This is a genomic window from Cloacibacterium normanense (assembly GCF_002943105.1).
Lineage (GTDB): Bacteria > Bacteroidota > Bacteroidia > Flavobacteriales > Weeksellaceae > Cloacibacterium.
Map to the genome: position 1 here is coordinate 616,045 of NZ_PTPZ01000001.1, position 20,962 is coordinate 637,006.

The following is a 20,962-nucleotide window of genomic DNA, read 5'->3' on the forward strand; positions in this document are numbered from 1 at the left end:
TATGACTGAAAGTCTAAAATCTTTGACAGCGATTTTTTTAAAACTATATTTGTAAAAATTTACACGAAAAAATGTCTGAAACTTTACAGAAGTACGCAAAATTTCCTCTTTTGGCAGTAGTTTTTACCGTTTTGGTGAAACTTCTTTTTTTGCTCACGCATCACATTCAGGAAGATGCTTTTATCACTTGGAGAGTAGCGCAAAACTTATTGGATTACGGTGTAATTGGTTTCAATGGAGAAACTAAAATTTCTGCTTCTACTACGCATTTGTATGTGTTTGTTTCTTATATTTTTAATCTGATTTTTGGCAAAGAAAACTTCATATATCCATTATTGATTTTCAATTCATTATTGTTCACGATAGGGAGTTACTTTCTTTCAAAATTAATCCTCGAAAATCCTGTACATCAAGCTATTTTTATCTTTTTATTTGGCATTTTGCCACCATCTATCAAAATTTCAATTCTCGGAATGGAATACGGAATTCTGTTCTTTCTAGAAATGGCTTTGTTGTATTTCGGTTTCAAGCAGAATAAAATCTGGGCACAAATTCTTTTCCCCATTCTCATTCTTTTCACCAGAATAGATACAGTGATTTTCTTAGGAATTGTCTTTTTGGTGGATATTATTTGGAATAAAAAAATTCGTTGGTTCTACATTTTAGGTGGAATTTTAGGAGTTGCCGTTTTGATGAGTTTCAACTGGTTTTACTTCGGTGAATTGGTGAATAATACCATTGTTGCCAAAAGTGTGACGTATGCAAAAAACATGTGTTTGGCACTCCAGTGGAAATATTTCCTAATGAATTATGGTAATTTCTGGGGAATGCTGAAACTTCCTGCAGATTTTAATCCTTTCACGATTTTAGTTTTAGTTTTTGAATTTTTAGCGTTTTTATACATCGTTTCGAAGAGAGAAAGCAAAAACCTTTTCATCTGGATAATTTTCCTTTTTGGTTGGGCAAAACAATTAATTTTTATTTCTCAAAGAAGTTATTTTGATTGGTATTATTGGGTTCCACAGATTTTGCTTTTTGCAGTAATTTTGGTATTTGTTTTAGAGCAAAAAACATATAAATTTTGGTGGATTTCTCTGCTTTTGATTTTCTATATTTTACCGATGGCTACTTTTCAAACGGTACATTCTATAGCCACAGGAAACGGAGAGTGGAATTACAGAAGAAGCATTGGTTTGTTTTTAAAAGACTACGAAAAAGATAAAAATCAATACATTTTGCTAGAACCAGCAGGTTATATTCCTTATTTTTCAGGTTTAAAGGCAATAGATGAAGTCGGTTTGGTAGATAAAGAAATTCAAACTGAAATCAAAAAAGACAAAACCAATTATTGGAAAAACACCGTTGAAAAAAGGAAACCAAAGTATTTATTGGCTCCAAAAAATTTATTTGAAGGAAAAGATGGAAGTTTTTACCAAGAAAACTATCAATTATTGAAGGAGTTTAGAATTAAAAATCACTTAAATTCTGACAATAAAATTTTGGAAAAAATATACAGACTAAAACCTTCTGGAACAGATTATAATCTCTACGAAAGAAAATAAATTTACTTAATGAAATACTGTGCTTTTTTACGCGGCGTAAACGTAAACGGAACTGCAATGAAAATGGCAGAAGTCTGTGATGTTTTCAAAAAAGCAGGAATGAAAGACATTTCTAGCGTTTTGGCAACAGGAAATATTTTATTTGAGTCTGATGAAGTTCCAGAAAATTTAAAACAGAAATTAGAAAAAGCACTTTCCGAGCATTTTCATTACGAAGCTTTTTTGTTTTTAAAAACTGATGAAGAAGTGAAGGGGATTTTAGAAAATTCTCCTTTTGAGAAAAATGAAAATCTACATATTTACAGTTTTATTTGTAATTCTGGAGACGAAAATCTTTTGATGCAAGAATTTCTAAAAACCAATCATCAAGAGCAGGAAGAAGCCAAATTAATTAACGGTAATTTTTATTGGAAAATTCCTAAAGGAAATACGCTTGAAAGTGAGTTTGGTAAGATTTTGGGAAAGAAATCTTTTAAAAATATTTTAACCAGCCGAAATATCAATACCATCGAAAAAATTGTCAATAAATTTTTAATCCTTTAGGAAAGAGGCAAAGAAAATTTATCAATAAATTTAAGTAATTTTAGACCGCTAAAATCATTATAAAATGAAACTAAAACATACAATTATCGCTCTAGCAGCACCTTTCCTTATGAAAGCACAACAGGTAATGACGCCAGAAATTCTCTGGACGCTTAATAAATTCTCGGTTACTGCAGTAGAACCATCTCAATCTGGGCTATTTTACAGCGTAGGAAAAGTAGATTTGAAAACCGAAAAGACTAATAAAGAACACTTTTACTACGATTTGTCAAAAAATCAAACTTCTAAAGTGGATTTCGGTAAAAAATCTTTAATTCAGTGGGACAAAAACGGAATTTACGCTTCAGAAGGTGATAAAATCTATATTTCTAAAGACAGAGGATTGACTTGGACTGAATTTTATACCATTGGCGATGCAGACAATATTAACATTTCTCCTGATGGTAAAAAAATCGCTTTTAGTAAGTCGGTTCACGTAGAAAAATTGTTTGGAAAAGATAAATATTCTGACCTTCCTAAAACGACAGCTCAAATTTATACAGACCTTAATCACAGACATTGGGACGCTTGGAACGAAGGAAAATACAATCACGTTTTTGTAGCCAATGTAGGTGAAGATGTTGCGAAAGCTAAAGATTTATTAGAAAATTTACCTTTTGATGCTCCTCAAAAACCTCATGGTGGAAGCGAAGATTTCGTGTGGAGTCCAGATTCTTCTAAGGTTTTATACGTTTGCAAGAAAAAATCGGGGAAAGATTATGCAACCAGCACCAATACAGATATTTACGCTTATGATTTAGCTTCTGGTAAAACCGAAAACTGGACAGAAGGAATGATGGGTTATGATGTAAATCCTAAGTTTTCGCCAGATGGAAAATCTTTGCTTTGGCAATCTATGGCGAGAGATGGTTACGAGGCAGACAAAAATGACATTGTAGTGATGGATTTGGCTTCTAAAAAAATCACAAATCTTACTAAATCTTGGGACGAAAGTGTAGTGGGAGATGTAGCATGGAGTCCAGATTCTAAAAATATTTATTTTTCTACTGCTTACAGAGGTGTAAAACAGCTTTTCCACATCGGTTTAGATGGGAAAGTGAAGCAAATTTCTGGTGGTAATTTTGATGTGAATGAAATTATTGCCTTCCAAAGCGGAAACATTTTGGTAACCAGAACAGATATTAATCATAATGCAGATTTATTTAAAGTTAATGTAAAAGACGGAAGTATGTTGCAGTTAACTTCTGTAAATGAAAGCACTTACGCTAAATTATCTCAAGGAAAATCTGAACTGAAAATGGTGAAAACTTCAGATGGAAAAGAAATGGGAGTTTGGTTCCATTATCCACCGAATTTTGATCCAAATAAGAAATATCCTACACTTTTATATTGTCAAGGAGGTCCGCAATCTGCTTTAACTCAATTTTTCTCTACCCGTTGGAATTTTGCTTTGATGGCTGCAAATGATTACATCGTAGTTGCACCAAACAGAAGAGGAATGCCAGGTTGGGGAACCAAATGGAACGAAGATATTTCTAAAGATTGGGGAGGACAACCAATCAGAGATTATTTAGCAGCGGCAGATTTTGCAAAAACTTTACCTTATGTAGATGGTGATAGAATGGCTGCAGTAGGAGCTAGTTACGGCGGTTACAGCGTTTTCATGTTGGCTGGAGTTCACGAAAATAGATTCAAAACGTTCATTGCTCATGACGGATTGTTTGATATGAAATCTTGGTACGGAACTACCGAAGAGTTGTGGTTTGCCAATTGGGATTTAGGTTCGCCTTGGGAAAAACCTTTACCAAAAGCGTATACAGATTTTAACCCAATCAATTTTGTAGACCAATGGAATAAACCAATTATGGTGATTCAAGGAGGACTGGATTTCAGAGTAGGTTATGAACAAGGTCAGGAAGCTTTTCAAGCAGCAAAAATGAAAGGTCTGAAAACCAAATTCCTTTATTTCCCTAATGAAAACCACTGGGTTTTACACCCTCAAAATGGTTTAGTTTGGCAAAGAGAATTTTTCGATTGGTTGAAAGAAACTTTGTAGAAATCAGAAATAAATTTTTATTTTATAAATAGTAACGGGCTAAAGCCCGTTTTTTCTTTTTCGTATATTTGATTTGGCTTTAGCCGAAACTTATTTTAAAATGCAAAAAATATCCTCATTTCTTCCAATTATTGATAAAGAATCTAAGATTCTGATTTTAGGCTCTATTCCGGGAGTTAAATCTTTGGAAATGCAACAATATTACGCACATCCTCAAAACAAATTCTGGAAAATTATCTTTGAACTATTCACTGAAAAATTTACCACAGATTATGACGAAAGAATTAAAATTTTAGAAAAATACCACGTTGCACTTTGGGACGTAATAGACAATTGCGAAAGAAAAGGAAGCCTAGATTCTGAAATTAGAAACGAAGAGGCGAATAAAATAGGAGAGTTGCTACACAATTATCCAAACATAAAAGCTATTTTCTGCAACGGACAAAAATCTCATAAAAATTTGCAAAAAATTCTACCAAAAGATTTTCATTTGCCAATTATTGTTTTACCTTCTACGAGTCCTGCTCATGCAAGTTTGAGGTATGAAGAAAAACTAAAATCATGGAAAATGGTCTTGAATTATTTATAAAAAATTATACTTAAAATTTAAGAATTTTCAAAATACTTCCCAAAACACTTGACAACCCCTGTTTTCATATCGTATATTTGCAGGCTTAAAAAATTTAAATAAAATCCGTAAATTTTATGAAAACATCTGATTTCAATTTTCACTTGCCAGAACATTTATTGGCAGAACACCCTTCAGAACACAGAGACGAAGCAAGATTAATGGTTCTTGACAGAAAGACACAAACCATTGAACATAAACTATTTAAAGACGTTATCGATTATTTTAACGAAGACGATTTATTTATCTTTAACAATACAAAAGTTTTCCCTGCAAGATTGTACGGAAATAAAGAAAAAACTGGTGCTAAAATTGAAGTTTTCTTATTAAGAGAACTTGATAAAGAAACCAGAGTTTGGGATGTATTAGTAGATCCAGCTCGTAAAATTAGAATTGGAAACAAACTTTTCTTTACAGAAGATGAATCTTTGGTTGCAGAAGTTATTGATAATACTACTTCTAGAGGTAGAACTTTAAGATTTTTATTTGATGGTTCTTACGAAGAATTTCGTGCTAAATTAAAAGAATTGGGAGAAACTCCACTTCCTAAATACATCAAAAGAGAAGTAGAACCAGAAGATGCAGAACGTTATCAAACCATTTATGCTAAAATAGAAGGTGCAGTAGCTGCTCCAACTGCAGGTTTACACTTTTCTAAGCACTTAATGAAGCGTCTAGAAATCAAAGGAATTAACTTTGCTGAAGTTACACTTCACGTAGGTTTAGGAACATTTAACCCAATCGAAGTAGAAGATCTTTCTAAGCACAAAATGGAGTGTGAAGAAGCAATTATCGACGAAAAAACTGCTGATATTATCAATAAAGCAGCTGATGAAAATAGAAGAATTTGTGCTGTAGGAACTACTACAATGAGAGCACTAGAAACTTCTGTTTCTTCTAACAAAAAGATTTCTGCTTACCAAGGTTGGACCAATAAATTTATTTATCCACCTTATGATTTTGGGGTAGCAAACGCTATGATTACCAATTTCCACACGCCAAAATCTACATTAATTATGATGATTGCAGCTTTTGCAGGAACAGATTTTATCATGCACGCTTATGAAGAAGCTGTGAAAAATGAATATAAATTCTATTCTTACGGAGACGCAATGTTGATTTTGTAAGATTAATTTTAAAATAATTTTCTCGCAGATTTGGCTGATATTGCAGATGAATTAAAATCTGCTAAATTTGCTGAATCTGCGAGACTTTTTTATATGAAAGACATCAGAACATTAAGTTTAGAACAACTCAAAGAATATTTTGTCACTCTTGGCGAAAAACCTTTTCGTGCGAAACAGGTTTATGATTGGTTATGGTCTAAAAATCTACATTCCATAGATGAAATGACCAACCTTTCTAAAGAGTTGAGAGAAAAAATTTCCCAGGAATTTACCATTAATCCTATTTCTGTAGATTTATTGCAAAAATCTAAAGATGGAACCATCAAAAATGGAGTAAAACTTCATGATGGACTTTTGGTAGAATCTGTTCTCATTCCTACAGAATCTAGAACTACCGCTTGTGTTTCTTCGCAAGTAGGTTGTAGTTTGAACTGTGAATTTTGTGCAACGGCAAAACTCAAAAGGATGAGAAACCTAGAAGTTGCCGAAATTGTAGACCAAGTTGCCCTGATTGATAAACAGAGCAAACTATATTTTGATAGACCTTTGTCAAATATTGTTTTTATGGGAATGGGAGAGCCTATGATGAACTATAAAAACGTAGTAGATGCTATCAGAAAAATCACTCAAGAAGACGGTTTGGGAATGTCAGCACGAAGAATTACCGTTTCTACATCTGGAATTACGAAAATGATGAAAATGCTTGCTGATGAAAATTTGAAAGTCAAATTAGCACTTTCATTACACTCTGCAATTGAACACAAAAGAAACGAAATAATGCCTTTTTCTACAAAATTTCCGTTAACAGAAATTATGGAAGCGATGCAATATTGGTATGATAAAACTGGAAGCAGAATTACCTTTGAATATTGCGTTTGGAAAGGAATTAATGATGGCGACGAAGATATAAAAGCTTTGATAAAATATTGTAAGCAAGTTCCTTGTAAAGTGAATTTGATTCAATATAATCCAATTGGCGAAGGGAAATTCGACCATAGAAGTGTGGAAGCCGAAGAAAAATATGTTCGTGAGTTAGAAAAAGCGGGAATTACTGCTTTGGTGAGAAGAAGTAGAGGTGGAGATATAGATGCAGCTTGTGGACAATTGGCCAACAAAAATTCTGGAGAATAATTTGATGTTTTAATTAAATTTCAAGTCTAGTATCTCACAGATTAAGCAAATTTTGCTGATTTTCTATTGTTTTATCTGCCTAATCTGCCAAATCAGCGAGAATAATTATAAAAAAATCTTTTAAAATAAAAATAACAAAGTTTTAAGATTTTATTTTTTAAGAGGTAGCAATTTTAATTTATTTTATGAAAAAGTTGTTGTTTTTTCTTTCTTTTCTAATTTCACTTCATTCTTTTTCTCAAAAAACAGAAAAGTTAGCTCTTAGAAAATACAAAATTGCCACGTTATCGGATTCTTTGAAAGAAACATCAGGTCTTACTTTTCTTAAAGATAAACTCTATACCTTAAATGATGGTGGAAATACCAATGAGATTTTTGAAATCGATAAAAATTCAGGTAAAATTTTATCAAAACTGAAAATTAATTTTCCGAATAAAGATTGGGAAGCGATCACCAGTGATGGTGAAAATTTTTATATAGGAGATTTTGGCAATAATGCAGGAAGTCGAAGAGATTTAGCCATTTATAAAACTGATTTTAAGGGAATTTATTCTAAAAATTCTTTTAATTATTCAGCGCAAAACGATTTTTCTACACGATATCTTTCTCATAATTTTGATGCAGAAGCCATGATTTTTCACAATGAAAAAATTCATGTTTTTTCTAAAGAATGGAGTTCTAAAAATATTTCTCATTATACTATTGATTTACAAAATTCAGAAAATCAATCACTTGTAAGTTTGGAATCTTTTCATGCAGGTTTTGTCATTACAGATGCTGCTTATTTTGAAGGAAAACTTTATGTGGTAGGCTACACTAGAAAAGCGAAAGTGTATATGATGATTTTTGAGGAAAATTCTGAAGGGTTATTTTTCTCTAAACCATTGAAAAAGTATAAGTTAGGTTCTTTTCTTTCGATAGGTCAAGTAGAAGGAATTGCAGTGAATAAAGATGGAATTTACATTTCTAATGAAGATTTTTCTAAGTTTATTTTCAGTGTAAAACAGCGTTTGTATTTTATTCCTTTCGAAAAGTTAAAATAATTTTTTTATTGCATTCAACGGATTATGTAAGTATAGTTTTAATTAATTATATTTGTATGAATTTATAATTATTGTCAATAATCATTCCATTTATAGCGTGTCAAACATCGTAGAAGAAATCAAGAAGCCGATTAACGAAGAAATGAAACTTTTTGAACAAAAGTTTTATGAATCTATGCAAAGTAAAGTTCCTTTGCTGGATAAAGTTACTCGTTTTATTGTAACCACCAAAGGAAAGCAAATGCGACCAATGTTTGTATTTCTTACCGCTCAATTGGTAGGAAATGTAAATGAAAAAACATTTCGCGGCGCTTCTATGATTGAATTGATTCACACTGCTACTTTGGTTCATGATGACGTAGTAGACGAAAGTTTTAAACGTCGTAATTTCTTTTCTATCAATGCTTTATGGAAAAATAAAATCGCAGTTTTAGTAGGTGATTATTTACTTTCTAAGTCAGTTTTACTTTCTACTGATAATAAAGATTTTGATTTATTGGCTGTTATTTCTAGAACCATCAGAGAAATGTCTGAAGGTGAGTTGCTTCAATTAGAAAAAGCTAGAAAATTAGATATTACTGAAGACGTTTATTATGAAATTATTCGTCAAAAAACGGCTACACTTATTGCTGCTTGTTGCGAAGTAGGTGTTTTGTCTAATGGCGCTGATGAAGTTTTAGCCAAAAAAATGCAAGATTTCGGGACTTATACAGGAATGGCGTTCCAAATTAAAGACGATTTGTTTGATTATCTTTCTAAAAATATTATTGGAAAACCAGTTGGAATTGACATTAAAGAACAAAAGATGACTTTGCCGCTTATTCATACTCTGAAAACGGCGAATGAAGCTGATAGAAAGTATTATTTCAATACTATTAAAAGATATAATAACGACCAAAAACGTGTAAAAGAACTGATAGAATTTGTGAAAAAATCTGGTGGATTGGATTATGCAATTGGGGTGATGAAAGATTTTCAGCAAAAAGCAAAAGATATCCTTGCAGAATTCCCTGATTCTGACGCGAAACATTCTCTTAATTTGATGCTTGATTACGTTATAGAGAGGAAGTTTTAATATTTTCCTTCATCATTTTAATGAAGTAAGAAGGTTTAATCTCAAATTTTCTCTGGAAATTATCAGAAAATGCTTCTGCATTCGTAAATCCTGCAATATTTGCCAATTCTTTAATTTCTTTTTCTAAAAATTGATGCTCTGTTTTGAGCAATTCTACAATATATTCTAATCTTAAGTCATTGAGGTAATTACTAAAGCTTTTCTCTTTATAAGCATTAATAATTTTGGAAAGATAAGTAGGATTGGTTCCTAATTTTTCGCTGAGTAATTTTTGAGTGATTTTAGAATCTAGAAATTGTTGTTCTTTTTCGAAAATATCTAACTGTTCTAGAATATATGTGACTGTGGATTCACTAAGTCCAGCGATTTTAGGAGTTACAGTTTTATCCTCATCAACAATTGTAACTGGGATTTTCTTGATTTCTGTATTTTTTGAAATGATTTGCTCAAAACGTTCTTTATATTTCCTTTGCATTTGAAAATATTTATATGTAGAAAACGAAATCAAAACAATGCTGATAATGATTACAAAAAGTGTGAGGTATTGATGAATTTTTAAGCTGTTTTCAATACTGTTTTTCTCGTCAATCAATTTTTTTGTATCATATTCTTTATGAATTTTGGCAAAAAGATATTTGTAGTTCTTTTCGTAGGATTTATCTAGAGACATTAATTTGTTAATGTATTCGAGTTGTTTGTTGGTATTGTTTTTAGAAGCGTAGTATTCTATAAGTAATTCATAGGCAGGTCTGAACTGAGGATCTTGATTTTTGTCTTTGTAATATTCTTTGTCTAATTTTTCAAAATATTTTACAGCTTCTTTTTTATTTCCAAGTTTCCAATAAGACATTCCTAAGTAGAAAATATCTGTATAATGAGGCCAATTGTCTTGATATAAAAGTTGTGCTTTTTTAAGTTTATTAATTGCTACAGAAAACTTTTTTAGATAATAAGCATCAGTTCCTTCACAAGATATAAAATATGGAATTAAATGTCTTGCATTGTTTTTATTAATGAATTCGTATGCTTCTTTGTATAAAGAATTATTTTCAGAATGTTTTTTTAGTTTTGTATTACAGTCAATTAAGCTCATAAGAGCATAACTGTAGTATGTTTTATAATCATATCCTAATTCAGTTTCATTTATAGGCTGTTTGAAAAATTCAACACATATGCTAAGGTGTTTTTTTGCTTCTGTGATTTGCCCTAATAACATTTTGTTTTGAGCAATGAAATAAAGAGTTTTGTAATTAATGTAATCATTTTTTACATTATTCAAGTATTTTTTTGCTTGCAAAATATAATCTAAGGCAGGTCCATATTGATAATAATCCATTAACAATACTCCTTTGTTAAGTAAAGCCTCTGAAATAAGTTCGTTATTATTAGTTTTTTTAGCAATTACTATTGCGCTATCGGCGTATTTATATCCAATATCTTCAAGTGTGGCTTTACTAGCGTATCTGTAAGCATAAATCAATGCCTGATCGTTATTTTCTTTTTTAGATTTCTTTATGTAATATTTAATTGTTGGTAAAGTATTACTATTAATAGAAATTAAACTATCAATTTTTTTTTCTAATTCTAAAAAAGATAAATCTTCTAATTTTTTTCCTTGAGCATTTAATTGAATGTGGAAGAAAAATAAAAGTATTATTATTAAGTGATTGATAATCAGTTTTTTAATTTTGTTGATTTCCAATTTTAGTTTTTTTACAATGTTAAAACAAAAAATTGGAATAAGAAATATGATATTTTTTCAAAAAATCCCGGTTGATTTTTATGAATTCCGAGTTCACTTTTTAGTAAGGGAATAATGAAAAGAGTAGTTTTGCTTCATCTTATAGAAACACAATAAAAAGGGGTAAGATTTAATAACCAAAAAAAAAACAATACTATTTAGAATAGTAAAGTTCTTCTTCAAAAAACTTCAACATGAAAATGTTGAAGTTTTTTTATTTAGATGTTTTTTAAGAATGGGTTTTAATATTTTCCTTCATCATTTTAATGAAGTAGGAAGGTTTTATCTCAAATTTTCTTTGGAAGTTATCAGAAAAGTTTACCGCATTCGTGAAACCTGCCAGAGATGCTAGATTTTTGATATCATAGTTTAAATAGGTAGCATCATTTTTGAGTAATTCTATAATATAGTCAATTCTTAAATCATTAATATAATAGTTGAAATTTTTTCCTTTGTATACATTAATGATTTTAGAAAGGTAGGGTATATTGGTGTTGAATTCTTCACTTAAAAGTCTCAATGACATTTGATTATCGGTAAACCTAAGTTCTTCTTCAAATTTGTCTAATTGTTCCAAAATATTTTGAACTAAAATTGGGTTAAGTCCAGGTATTTTATTATAAAATTCAAGTTCAGAAGAATTTTTTGGTGTGGTAATTTTGATTTTGTCGTTTATTTTAAGAGTCTTTTGTTTTTGTTTTCCTTCTTTTAATTCTATTTGTGCTTGAGACTCTGACTTTTCTATATTAGGCTTCTGTGCAATAATTTCTTCAAATTTTTCTTTATATTTTTTTTGTAAAGAGTTATATCGATTCCAATAGAATAGTGAAGCCAGTATTGTTATTAATAATATTGAACTAATTATAGTTCTTTGATTTTTTAGAGAATTTTCAATTTTGTTCTTTTCATTAATTAATTTTTGGGTATCATATTCTTTGTTAATCTTTGTATAGAGGTACTTGTAATTTTTTTCATAATTTCTATCAAGCGCCATTAATGTATTGATATATTTTAATTGCTTATCTCTATTACCAATGGAGTCATTATACTTAATTAATAGTTCATATGCTGGTCTAAATTCAGGGTTTAATTTTTTTGACTTGTCATATTCTTTATCAATTTCTTCAAAGTATTTAACTGCGACATCTCTTTTTCCAAGTTTCCAATTAGAAAGACCTATATAAAAAATATCAGTAATGTGTGGCCATTGGTCATTGTATAATCTAATTGCCTCAGAAAGTTTTTTTATAGCTGACTTATAATTTTTTAAAAAATAATCATCTACGCCATCACAAGAAATAAAATATGGTTTATATATATTTAAATCTTTATTATCAATGTAGCTGTAAGCTTCATTTAGAAATGGTTTATTTTGAGAGTGTTTTCCTATTTTAGTATTAGTATCTAAAATGCTCATAAGGCTATAGAGATAATATTTTTCATTATCCTCACCTAAAGATGATTTATTTACATTTTCTCTGAAATATGAAATACATTGTAATAATTCTTCATTTGCATCTTCATATAATCCAAGATAAATTTTGTTTTGAGCAATAAAATATTTTGTCTTATTAGTGATATATGGATTTTTTAAATCTAATGAATATTTATTAGCTGTAAGAATATTATCTAATGCGAGCTTATACAAAGAAGCATCCATTAAAACAACTCCTTTATTCAAATAAGCATCTGTTATTAGATTTTTATTATTAGAAATTTTACTGGTAATTAAAGCGCTATCTGTGTATTGAAAATTCTGAGGACTGCTAAAAATTTTACTGGCATAACGATATGCATAAAATAATGCTTCATTATTTTTATCTTTTTTTGATTTTTTTATGTAAAATTTGACAAGCTTAATCCCTTCATTATGGTTTATATCATATAAACTATCAATTTTTTTCTCAATTTTTACATAATTTAAATACTCAATATTATTATTTTGAGAGAAAAAAATATTTGAAATAAGTAGAATCAAAAAAAACAATATTTTTATGCTAAAGTGCTGATTCATTTTGATTAATAACAGAATTCTTTATTTATTTTAATTTAATAATAAATTATTTTTACAATAATACTGTTATTTTTTCTAAAACAAAACAGTTTTTTTATAAAACAACACTTATATTTTATGAAATGACAGTTGAAAAATTTGTTTGTAGCTGTTGTTTCATGATACATTTGTAAAAAAATTAGTTATGAAAAAAATTATTCTTTTATCCGTTAGTGCGTTAAGTGTTTTATTTGTATCATGTAGACAAAATGAAGATATTCTAAGTAATGAAGATATTCAAACTCTTAATATAATACAAAAGAATAGAGATTTAAGAGAATTAAATAATAAAAATAAAAAAGATACTATTTCAATAAAAACTCAAGTTTTAAGAACTGATTCTCTTTCAACTGTTTTATCATTTGATGAAATTGTAAAGCCACCAAGATAATTTATATAAATCTAATAAAAAAGTAAAATAAAATTTTTTTTCATCGTTTGTGTTTTCTCTTTTCGCTGTTTGTTCTCAGAACAGCGAAAGAGATTTTTGAAGATTTTTTTATTTAAATTTTTTGAAAGATTTAAAAATAATATTAATAAAAAGTAAAATAAAATTTTTTTTCATCGTTTGTGTTTTCTCCTTTCGCTGTTTGTTCTCAGAGCAGCGAAGGAGATTTTTAAAAGAAAATTTTAAAATACAAATTAAAGAAATATCTAAGATGTACTTTGTTATATTCATAACCATATTTTAATCTTAGAAATTTAAAATATTAATTTAAAAATTTACTGTTATGAAAAAATTTACACCAATATTGTTAGCATTGGCTTCAATCGCAGTATTATCATTTAAACAATCAAATAGTTCAGGGAAATCTGATGATGTTTTGAGTAAAAATGACATTGAGATTTTAGAAATTATACAAAATAAAAGAAAATTAAGAAATAGTAATGAAAATAAGACTACAGTAGTTTTACATAATGAAGAAGAAGCATTAAGATTTCTTAATAAGTAATATTCAGCTAAAATAAATCTAATAAAAGTAAAATAAAATTTTTTTTCATCGTTTGTGTTTTCTCCTTTCGCTGCTTGTTCTCAGAGCAGCGGAGGAGATTTTTTAAAGACATCATCACAATTATTCATACATTCATATTAATTAAGTTGAGCTTAACACAGTATTTCACTAGAAATATTGTGTTTTGTTTTGTAATTGAAAAATAATCAAAAAAATCAATTTATTTTATCAATTCCATAATTTTATTATCTTTGTAAAAATCCTTATCCAAGATATGCAAACTACTTATATCGAAACACAAACAGTTTCTTTTCAAGATTTTAAGAATCAAATATTAGCAGACTATAAACTAGGTAGAATTTCTCGTGAAATGTCTTACATGGCAAGGAGAGAAGTTTTAACAGGTAAAGCTAAGTTCGGGATTGTAGGTGATGGTAAAGAATTACCACAATTAGCCATGGCAAAAGTTTTTAGGAACGGAGATTTTAGAAGTGGCTATTACAGAGACCAAACTTTCGCATTAGCAGTTGGGGCTTTATCAGTAGAGAGTTTCTTTGCGCAGTTGTATGCAGATACTTCTGTAGAAAGAGAACCTGCTTCTGCTGGTAGACAAATGAATGGTCACTTTGCAACGCGCAGTTTAAATGAAGATGGGACTTGGAAAGATTTAACTCAAATTAAAAATATATCATCTGATATTTCTCCTACTGCTGGACAAATGCCTAGACTTCTAGGTTTGGCTCAAGCTTCTAAGGTTTACAAATCAGTAAAATTTCATGGTTCAGATAAATTCAGCAATAATGGAAACGAAGTTGCTTTCGGAACTATTGGCGATGCATCATCTGCAGAAGGTCATTTCTGGGAAACATTAAACGCAGCTTGTGCTTTGCAAGTTCCTATGATTTTATCCATTTGGGATGATGGTTACGGGATTTCTGTTCCTACTCATGACCAAAGAGCAAAAGAAGATATGGCAGAAATGCTTTCTGGCTTCCAAAGAAAAGAAGGAAAAACAGAAGGTTGCGAAATTATTCAAGTAAAAGCTTGGGATTATCCTGCACTTCTTGACGCTTATGCTAGAGCAGAGCATTTTGCCAGAACAGAATCTGTTCCTGTGGTAATTCACGTGACAGATGTTACTCAGCCTCAAGGTCACTCTACATCTGGGTCTCACGAAAGATATAAATCTGAAGAAAGATTAAAATGGGAAGCGGATTTCGACGGCTTAGAAAAATTTAAAGAATGGATTCTTAATTATTCTATTGAAATAGAAGGAAAAGAAGAAATATTAGCTACAGTAGAAGAACTTGAAAATATAGAAAAAGAAGCTAAAAAAATCGCTAAAGACGGTCAGAAAAAAGCTTGGGAAAATTATAGAAATTCTATAGAAGTTCTTAAAAATGAAGTACTTCCATTAGTAGAGAATCTAAAATCTCAGAATAGCGAAGTAGAAGCAGAACTGCAAAAATTCGGTTCTTTGATTTCTTATGCTAAAAAAGATATATTTAGTTTGATGAGAAAAGCTTTGCTTTTGACTAGAACTAATCAATCTACTGAAAGACAATGGATTGCTTCTAAATATGAACAGCTTTTAGCGCAAGAAAAAGAAAATTATTCATCACACCTATATTCAGAATCTGAATGGAAATCTACCAATGTAAAAGAAGTAAAACCAATTTACTCAGAAAATTCTGAAATGGTAGATGGAAGAGTAGTGGTAAGAAATAATTTTGATAAAATCTTTGAAAAATATCCTGAAACTTTGGTTTTCGGTGAAGATGCAGGGAATATTGGTGACGTAAACCAAGGTTTAGAGGGACTTCAAGAAAAATACGGAAAAGTAAGAGTAGCAGATACTGGTATTAGAGAAGCTACAATTTTGGGTCAAGGAATTGGTATGGCGATGCGTGGACTTCGTCCGATTGCAGAAATTCAGTATTTAGACTATATTTTGTATTGTTTACAAGGAATTAGTGATGATTTGGCAACACTTCATTACAGAACAAAAGGTGGACAAAAAGCACCAGTTATCATCAGAACTCGTGGTCATAGATTAGAAGGAATTTGGCATTCTGGTTCACCAATGGCTGGGATTATTAACCTAGTAAAAGGTGTTAATGTTTTGGTTCCTAGAAATTTGACTAAAGCAGCAGGTTTTTATAACACGATGCTTCAGAGTGATGAACCCGCAATTATTGTAGAAACACTCAATGGTTATAGACTAAAAGAAAAACAACCGGATAATTTAGGTGAATTCACCGTTCCTGTTGGTAAAATAGAAGTAACTAAAGAAGGAAAAGATGTTACTCTAGTAACTTATGGTTCTACTTGGAGATTGGTAATGGAAGCTGCCGAAGAATTAGAAAAATTGGGAATTTCTGCGGAAGTTATTGATATTCAGTCTTTAATACCTTTTGATATTTCACATGAAGTGGCAGAAAGCGTGAAGAAAACCAATCGTTTAGTGATTATAGACGAAGACGTAGAAGGCGGAACTTCTGCATTTATTCTACAACAAATTGTAGAAAAACAAAAAGCATTCAGATATTTGGATTCAGCTCCGTTAACGATTGCAGCAAATGATCACAGACCAGCTTATGCAAGTGATGGAGATTATTTCTCAAAACCTTCTGTAGATGATATGGTAGAGAAAATATATGCAGTTTTTCATGAAGCGAACCCTTCTCAATTTCCAAAAATTTAAAAAATGAAAATTTTATTTGTAATTATAGCAGCTTTTACGCTTTCGAGTTGTACTGTGGCAAAAATCCAAGATTGCCCAGAAGAAAAAATCATCAATAAAATGCCAAAAGTGATTGATGGAAACTCACAAACGCCTAATGAATATTACATTTACAAAGGAGAAAGAAGGGAAATCAAGGAATTTGATGCCGCTTGGATTGAGAAAAATTGCCCGAATATAAAAGTACAAGAAGTTTATTAAGTTAAATAAAGAAACAACTCAAATTAGGAGTTGTTTTTTTGTTTTAAAAAATCATATTTATATCATAGTAAAACCCGAATTTTCTGAAAAATTCCGTAAATTCGCAAAAATTTAATCTCGAAATGAATTACGATATTATTGTTATAGGTTCTGGACCTGGTGGTTACGTAACCGCAATTAGAGCATCACAATTAGGTTTTAAAACTGCTATAATAGAAAAAGAAAATCTAGGTGGTATTTGTTTAAACTGGGGGTGTATTCCTACCAAAGCTTTACTGAAATCTGCTCAAGTTTTTAACTATATAAAACACGCCGAAGATTACGGTCTTAATAAAGTAGAGGGAAGTTTTGATTTTCCTAATGTAATTGCTAGAAGTAGAGGAGTTGCTACTAAAATGAGTGGAGGAATTTCTTTCTTGATGAAGAAGAATAAAATTGACGTTATCATGGGAACTGCCAAAGTTCAAAAAGGCAAAAAAGTTTCGGTAACAGATAAAGAAGGAAAAGTTTCTGAATATTCAGCAAATCATATTATCATTGCAACTGGAGCTCGTTCTAGAGAATTACCAAATCTTCCACAAGATGGAGTAAAAGTAATTGGTTACAGACAAGCTTTGTCTTTACCAACTCAACCAAAATCTATGATTGTAGTAGGTTCTGGAGCAATCGGAGTAGAGTTCGCAGATTTTTATAATACAATGGGAACTAAAGTGACGATTGTAGAATTTATGCCAAATATCGTTCCTGTAGAAGATGAAGAAATTTCTAAGCACTTAGAAAAATCTCTTAAAAAATCTGGAATTGATATCATGACCAATGCATCTGTAGAATCTGTAGATACTTCTGGAAACGGTGTTAAAGCTAATGTAAAAACCAAAGATGGAAACATTACACTAGAAGCTGATATTCTACTTTCGGCAGTGGGTATAGCTGCAAATATTGAAAATATCGGTTTGGAAGAAGTAGGAATTGCTACAGATAAAGGTAGAGTTTTGGTAAATGAATGGTACCAAACTTCTGTTCCTGGTTATTATGCAATTGGTGACATTATTCCTACTCAAGCTTTAGCTCACGTAGCATCAGCAGAAGGAATTACTTGTGTAGAAAAAATCAAAGGAATGCACGTAGAAACAATTGACTACGGAAATATTCCTGGTTGTACTTACTGTCATCCAGAAATTGCATCTGTTGGTTTAACTGAAAAGCAAGCTAAAGAAAAAGGATACGAAATTAAAGTTGGTAAATTCCCACTTTCAGCATCTGGTAAAGCTACCGCAAATGGTAATACAGATGGTTTCATCAAAGTAATTTTTGATGCAAAATACGGAGAATGGTTAGGTTGTCACATGATTGGTGACGGTGTTACCGATATGGTTGCAGAAGCGGTGGTTGCTAGAAAATTAGAAACTACTGGTCACGAAATCATCAAATCTATTCACCCGCATCCAACTGTTTCTGAAGCAATTATGGAAGCTGTAGCTGCTGCTTACGGAGAAGTGATTCACATCTAATATTTATGTAATAAATACAAAAAAAACCACAGTATTTGCTGTGGTTTTTTTAATTTTAACCAAGAAAACTATTTAAAATATGAAGAAAGAAATCGGGTTAGTACTTTCAGGTGGTGGAACTAAGGGAATTGCGGAAGCTGGTGCACTGAAATTTTTAGAAGAAAAAAATATTTTTCCAGAAGTCATTGCAGGAACGAGTGCTGGTGCAATTGTTGGCGGATTGTATTCTTTCGGGAAGTCTCCTGATGAGATTTTAGAATTTTTTAAATCGGTTTATTTTTTCAATTGGAAACATTTTACGCTTACTAAACCAGGATTTATCAATTCTGAAGTTTTCAGATTGTACTTGAAACCCATTATTGGAGAAATTAAAATTAAAGATTTAAAATTAGAATTGCTCATTACAGCTACTGATTTGGTACAAGGTGTTACGCACGTTTTTGATGGAGACACCTATTTGCTTGATGCGATTATAGCTTCATGTTCGGTTCCTGGTTTGACCAGCCCTTTTCAAAAAGATGGAATGTTATTAAGTGATGGCGGAATTTTGAATAATTTTCCTTCAAATCTCATCAGAGAGAAATGTGAAAAACTAATTGGAGTATATGTTTCGCCACTTCAAGACATTGAAGGCAAACAACTCAATAGTATCAAAGCAGTTTCTACCAGAGCTTATGAATTGCTGAGTCATAGTGTAGAAAACTATAAATTCAAAGATTGTGACTGGTTTATCTCTCCCAAAGAATTATCTAATTATGGAATGTTCGAGAGCAATAAAGCCAGAATGAACGAAATCTTTAAATTGGGTTACGAAGAAGCTGTAAAAACTTTCCCCGAAAATTTTTAAAATTTTCTAAAAAACATATTTCGAATAGACTAAAACTCCTGTAATTAAGGAAAGTAGAGTAGCTGTTACTACACTTGCTGCTGCTAAATCTTTGATTAAACCTATTTTTTCATTGAAATTTGGTTCTATGAAATCACAAATTTTTTCAATAGCTGTATTGATGATTTCTGCAATGAGAACCAAAAAACAAACGATAAAAATTAAAACAGCGTCTGTAGAGTTTAATTGGAAATAAACCATTAAAAATAAATTAATAACAAGCGCTAAAACTTCTAACTGAAAGTTTCTTTCGGTTTTTAGCATCCAAAAAAGTCCTTTGAAAGCATAATAAACACTTTTGTAAAACGGAGGTCTTTTCATTACCAATTTTTATCAACCATGTAAATAAGTTGTGTCATAACCACAGCTCCCAATAATAATTCTCTGCGATTCACTTTTTCGAAAGTGTCTTCTGGAGTATGATGAATGTCAAAATATCTTTGTGAATCTGTTACCAATCCAGATGCAGGAATTTTAAGTTCTCTCAGAGGTTCTATGTCTACGCCAGAATGGTCTCCCGCAAATTCATAAATTCCGTATGGGTTAAAAAGTTTTTCCCAAGATTTCATAGATTTGGCTTTGTCAGGATGCATTCCTAAGCTAAAACTTCTCGGTGTAAAACCTCCACTGTCACTTTCTAGAGCAAAAACGTGCGGTTCTTCAGATTTTTTTACCGTTTCCATGTACGTTCTTCCACCTCTAACACCATTTTCTTCATTGGCAAAACAAACAACTCTTATGGTATGATTATTTTTGAGTTTTAAATTTTTGAAAGTTCTCAGTACTTCTATACTTTGTACAATTCCAGCACCATCATCATGAGCGCCTTCACCTACATCCCAAGAATCAAGATGAGCGCCAACTACAATTACTTTTTCGTCAGATTTTCCCTTGATTTCGCCAATGACAGATTTGGTCATCATTTGTCCATTCATTCCACAATTAGAATTGAGAACGGCTTGAACTTTTTGTTTTTTGAGTAAAATTTCTTCTAAATAATCCGCAGACTCTGCACCAATTGCAACGGCAGGAATTTTAGGAATTCCGTCTTCGTAACGAGTAGAACCAGTATGAGGAACATCGTCAAATGATGATGTGAGAGAACGAATGATTACCGCTTTTCCGCCTTTTTTTGCTACTTCAGAAGGAGTAACTCTTCTGTATTTTCCAGCATCTCCATAAGCTTGTCCTGTTACCACAAACTCTTGTTTAAAGGCATAGTTGAAAAACACAATTTTATCTTTTACAGCATAATCTGGTAATTTTTCGAAATCTTCTAAAGTTTTTACTAAAATTACTTCTCCTTCTAAATCTTTACCTTTGGTTCCTTCGGAATTGCCTAAGGAAAGCATCTTTACTTCTTTCCATTTTCCGTGATTCACTTTTAATTTTAAAGATTCGTCACCTCGAGTCCAAACGTTTACCATTACAGGTTGAAACCAAACTTGGTCTGCACCAGCTTCCAGCAGTTTTTTCATCGCCCAGTCTGCAGATTTTTCGTAATTGCTGCTTCCAGATAATCTGCTGCCAATATCTTTGGTTAATTCTCTTAAGTCTTCATAAGATTTACCATTGACCAAAATTTCGTCTGAAATTTTCTTGAATTGAAGAGAATCTTGTTTGAAATTTTGAGACCAAAAAAATCCGCCCAAAAAGAGCGGAAGTATGTAAAGTAGTTTCTTCATGTTGTGATTTCTTTTTGGAAATCT

At 30.9% G+C, this 20,962-nt stretch carries 18 protein-coding genes; 14 read left to right on the forward strand and 4 right to left on the reverse strand.

The genetic code is table 11. The annotated features are described in order from the left end of the window. The first annotated feature begins 71 nt into the window (after positions 1-71). From C3729_RS02775 to C3729_RS02810, 8 genes are all read left to right on the forward strand, one after another. Positions 72-1,562, forward strand: a complete 1,491-nt coding sequence (locus tag C3729_RS02775; RefSeq protein ID WP_104792732.1) for a hypothetical protein — start codon at positions 72-74, stop codon at positions 1,560-1,562. A 9-nt stretch (positions 1,563-1,571) separates the two neighbouring features. Continuing rightward, positions 1,572-2,105 carry a DUF1697 domain-containing protein gene (locus C3729_RS02780; protein ID WP_104792733.1) on the forward strand — a complete coding sequence of 178 codons (534 nt, stop codon included), beginning with the start codon at positions 1,572-1,574 and terminating at the stop codon, positions 2,103-2,105. A 64-nt stretch (positions 2,106-2,169) separates the two neighbouring features. Beyond that, positions 2,170-4,161: a S9 family peptidase gene (locus C3729_RS02785; RefSeq protein WP_104792734.1), complete on the forward strand. Its 1,992-nt coding sequence runs from the start codon at positions 2,170-2,172 to the stop codon at positions 4,159-4,161. A 100-nt stretch (positions 4,162-4,261) separates the two neighbouring features. Then, positions 4,262-4,750 (forward strand): DNA-deoxyinosine glycosylase, encoded by a 489-nt coding sequence (locus C3729_RS02790; protein WP_104792802.1) that lies wholly within the window; start codon positions 4,262-4,264, stop codon positions 4,748-4,750. Positions 4,751-4,866: 116 nt separating this feature from the next. Next, entirely contained in the window at positions 4,867-5,916 is a 1,050-nt protein-coding gene (gene queA / locus C3729_RS02795) for a tRNA preQ1(34) S-adenosylmethionine ribosyltransferase-isomerase QueA (protein WP_069799285.1), read from the forward strand. 93 nt (positions 5,917-6,009) lie between these two features. Continuing rightward, complete coding sequence (rlmN, locus tag C3729_RS02800; protein ID WP_104792803.1) at positions 6,010-7,047, forward strand: 23S rRNA (adenine(2503)-C(2))-methyltransferase RlmN; 1,038 nt, start codon at positions 6,010-6,012, stop codon at positions 7,045-7,047. Between the two features lie 185 nt (positions 7,048-7,232). Continuing rightward, positions 7,233-8,090, forward strand: a complete 858-nt coding sequence (locus tag C3729_RS02805; protein WP_104792735.1) for a hypothetical protein — start codon at positions 7,233-7,235, stop codon at positions 8,088-8,090. Between the two features lie 97 nt (positions 8,091-8,187). Next, positions 8,188-9,165: a polyprenyl synthetase family protein gene (locus C3729_RS02810; protein ID WP_104792736.1), complete on the forward strand. Its 978-nt coding sequence runs from the start codon at positions 8,188-8,190 to the stop codon at positions 9,163-9,165. On the opposite strand, the gene C3729_RS02815 is transcribed toward C3729_RS02810, so the two are convergent. Both C3729_RS02815 and C3729_RS02820 read right to left on the reverse strand, forming a co-directional pair. Next, positions 9,146-10,867: a helix-turn-helix domain-containing protein gene (locus C3729_RS02815; RefSeq protein WP_104792737.1), complete on the reverse strand. Its 1,722-nt coding sequence runs from the start codon at positions 10,865-10,867 to the stop codon at positions 9,146-9,148. The two genes, C3729_RS02810 and C3729_RS02815, sit on opposite strands and share 20 nt — an antisense overlap. A gap of 268 nt (positions 10,868-11,135) precedes the next feature. Then, positions 11,136-12,920, reverse strand: coding sequence for a helix-turn-helix domain-containing protein (locus C3729_RS02820; RefSeq protein ID WP_123057189.1), 1,785 nt, complete (start codon positions 12,918-12,920; stop codon positions 11,136-11,138). 184 nt (positions 12,921-13,104) lie between these two features. On the opposite strand from C3729_RS02820, the gene C3729_RS02825 reads away from it, so the two are divergent. The 6 genes from C3729_RS02825 to C3729_RS02850 all read left to right on the forward strand — a co-directional run bounded on the left by C3729_RS02825 (position 13,105) and on the right by C3729_RS02850 (position 19,214). After that, positions 13,105-13,350 carry a hypothetical protein gene (locus tag C3729_RS02825; RefSeq protein WP_104792739.1) on the forward strand — a complete coding sequence of 82 codons (246 nt, stop codon included), beginning with the start codon at positions 13,105-13,107 and terminating at the stop codon, positions 13,348-13,350. Between the two features lie 340 nt (positions 13,351-13,690). Further along, on the forward strand, positions 13,691-13,912 hold the full coding sequence (locus C3729_RS02830) for a hypothetical protein (protein ID WP_104792740.1): 222 nt from the start codon (positions 13,691-13,693) through the stop codon (positions 13,910-13,912). 274 nt (positions 13,913-14,186) lie between these two features. Next, positions 14,187-16,616 (forward strand): thiamine pyrophosphate-dependent enzyme, encoded by a 2,430-nt coding sequence (locus tag C3729_RS02835; RefSeq protein ID WP_104792741.1) that lies wholly within the window; start codon positions 14,187-14,189, stop codon positions 16,614-16,616. A gap of 3 nt (positions 16,617-16,619) precedes the next feature. Then, entirely contained in the window at positions 16,620-16,856 is a 237-nt protein-coding gene (locus C3729_RS02840; RefSeq protein WP_104792742.1) for a hypothetical protein, read from the forward strand. A gap of 122 nt (positions 16,857-16,978) precedes the next feature. Beyond that, entirely contained in the window at positions 16,979-18,367 is a 1,389-nt protein-coding gene (lpdA, locus tag C3729_RS02845) for a dihydrolipoyl dehydrogenase (RefSeq protein ID WP_069799305.1), read from the forward strand. Positions 18,368-18,446: 79 nt separating this feature from the next. Continuing rightward, positions 18,447-19,214 carry a patatin-like phospholipase family protein gene (locus tag C3729_RS02850; protein WP_104792743.1) on the forward strand — a complete coding sequence of 256 codons (768 nt, stop codon included), beginning with the start codon at positions 18,447-18,449 and terminating at the stop codon, positions 19,212-19,214. Between the two features lie 6 nt (positions 19,215-19,220). Here the strand turns inward: C3729_RS02850 and C3729_RS02855 are convergent, their stop codons facing one another. Both C3729_RS02855 and C3729_RS02860 read right to left on the reverse strand, forming a co-directional pair. Next, entirely contained in the window at positions 19,221-19,574 is a 354-nt protein-coding gene (locus C3729_RS02855) for a diacylglycerol kinase (protein ID WP_104792744.1), read from the reverse strand. Next, on the reverse strand, positions 19,574-20,938 hold the full coding sequence (locus C3729_RS02860; RefSeq protein ID WP_104792804.1) for a M20/M25/M40 family metallo-hydrolase: 1,365 nt from the start codon (positions 20,936-20,938) through the stop codon (positions 19,574-19,576). The genes C3729_RS02855 and C3729_RS02860 overlap by 1 nt, the downstream gene beginning before the upstream one ends. Positions 20,939-20,962: the final 24 nt, after the last annotated feature.

Coding starts and splice junctions, on each gene's coding strand:
- C3729_RS02775 (WP_104792732.1), top strand. CDS start 72: ATGTCTGAAACTTTACAGAAGTACGCAAAATTTCCTCTTTTGGCAGTA.
- C3729_RS02780 (WP_104792733.1), top strand. CDS start 1,572: ATGAAATACTGTGCTTTTTTACGCGGCGTAAACGTAAACGGAACTGCA.
- C3729_RS02785 (WP_104792734.1), top strand. CDS start 2,170: ATGAAACTAAAACATACAATTATCGCTCTAGCAGCACCTTTCCTTATG.
- C3729_RS02790 (WP_104792802.1), top strand. CDS start 4,262: ATGCAAAAAATATCCTCATTTCTTCCAATTATTGATAAAGAATCTAAG.
- queA (WP_069799285.1), top strand. CDS start 4,867: ATGAAAACATCTGATTTCAATTTTCACTTGCCAGAACATTTATTGGCA.
- rlmN (WP_104792803.1), top strand. CDS start 6,010: ATGAAAGACATCAGAACATTAAGTTTAGAACAACTCAAAGAATATTTT.
- C3729_RS02805 (WP_104792735.1), top strand. CDS start 7,233: ATGAAAAAGTTGTTGTTTTTTCTTTCTTTTCTAATTTCACTTCATTCT.
- C3729_RS02820 (WP_123057189.1), bottom strand. CDS start 12,920: ATGAATCAGCACTTTAGCATAAAAATATTGTTTTTTTTGATTCTACTT.
- C3729_RS02825 (WP_104792739.1), top strand. CDS start 13,105: ATGAAAAAAATTATTCTTTTATCCGTTAGTGCGTTAAGTGTTTTATTT.
- C3729_RS02830 (WP_104792740.1), top strand. CDS start 13,691: ATGAAAAAATTTACACCAATATTGTTAGCATTGGCTTCAATCGCAGTA.
- C3729_RS02835 (WP_104792741.1), top strand. CDS start 14,187: ATGCAAACTACTTATATCGAAACACAAACAGTTTCTTTTCAAGATTTT.
- C3729_RS02840 (WP_104792742.1), top strand. CDS start 16,620: ATGAAAATTTTATTTGTAATTATAGCAGCTTTTACGCTTTCGAGTTGT.
- lpdA (WP_069799305.1), top strand. CDS start 16,979: ATGAATTACGATATTATTGTTATAGGTTCTGGACCTGGTGGTTACGTA.
- C3729_RS02850 (WP_104792743.1), top strand. CDS start 18,447: ATGAAGAAAGAAATCGGGTTAGTACTTTCAGGTGGTGGAACTAAGGGA.
- C3729_RS02855 (WP_104792744.1), bottom strand. CDS start 19,574: ATGAAAAGACCTCCGTTTTACAAAAGTGTTTATTATGCTTTCAAAGGA.
- C3729_RS02860 (WP_104792804.1), bottom strand. CDS start 20,938: ATGAAGAAACTACTTTACATACTTCCGCTCTTTTTGGGCGGATTTTTT.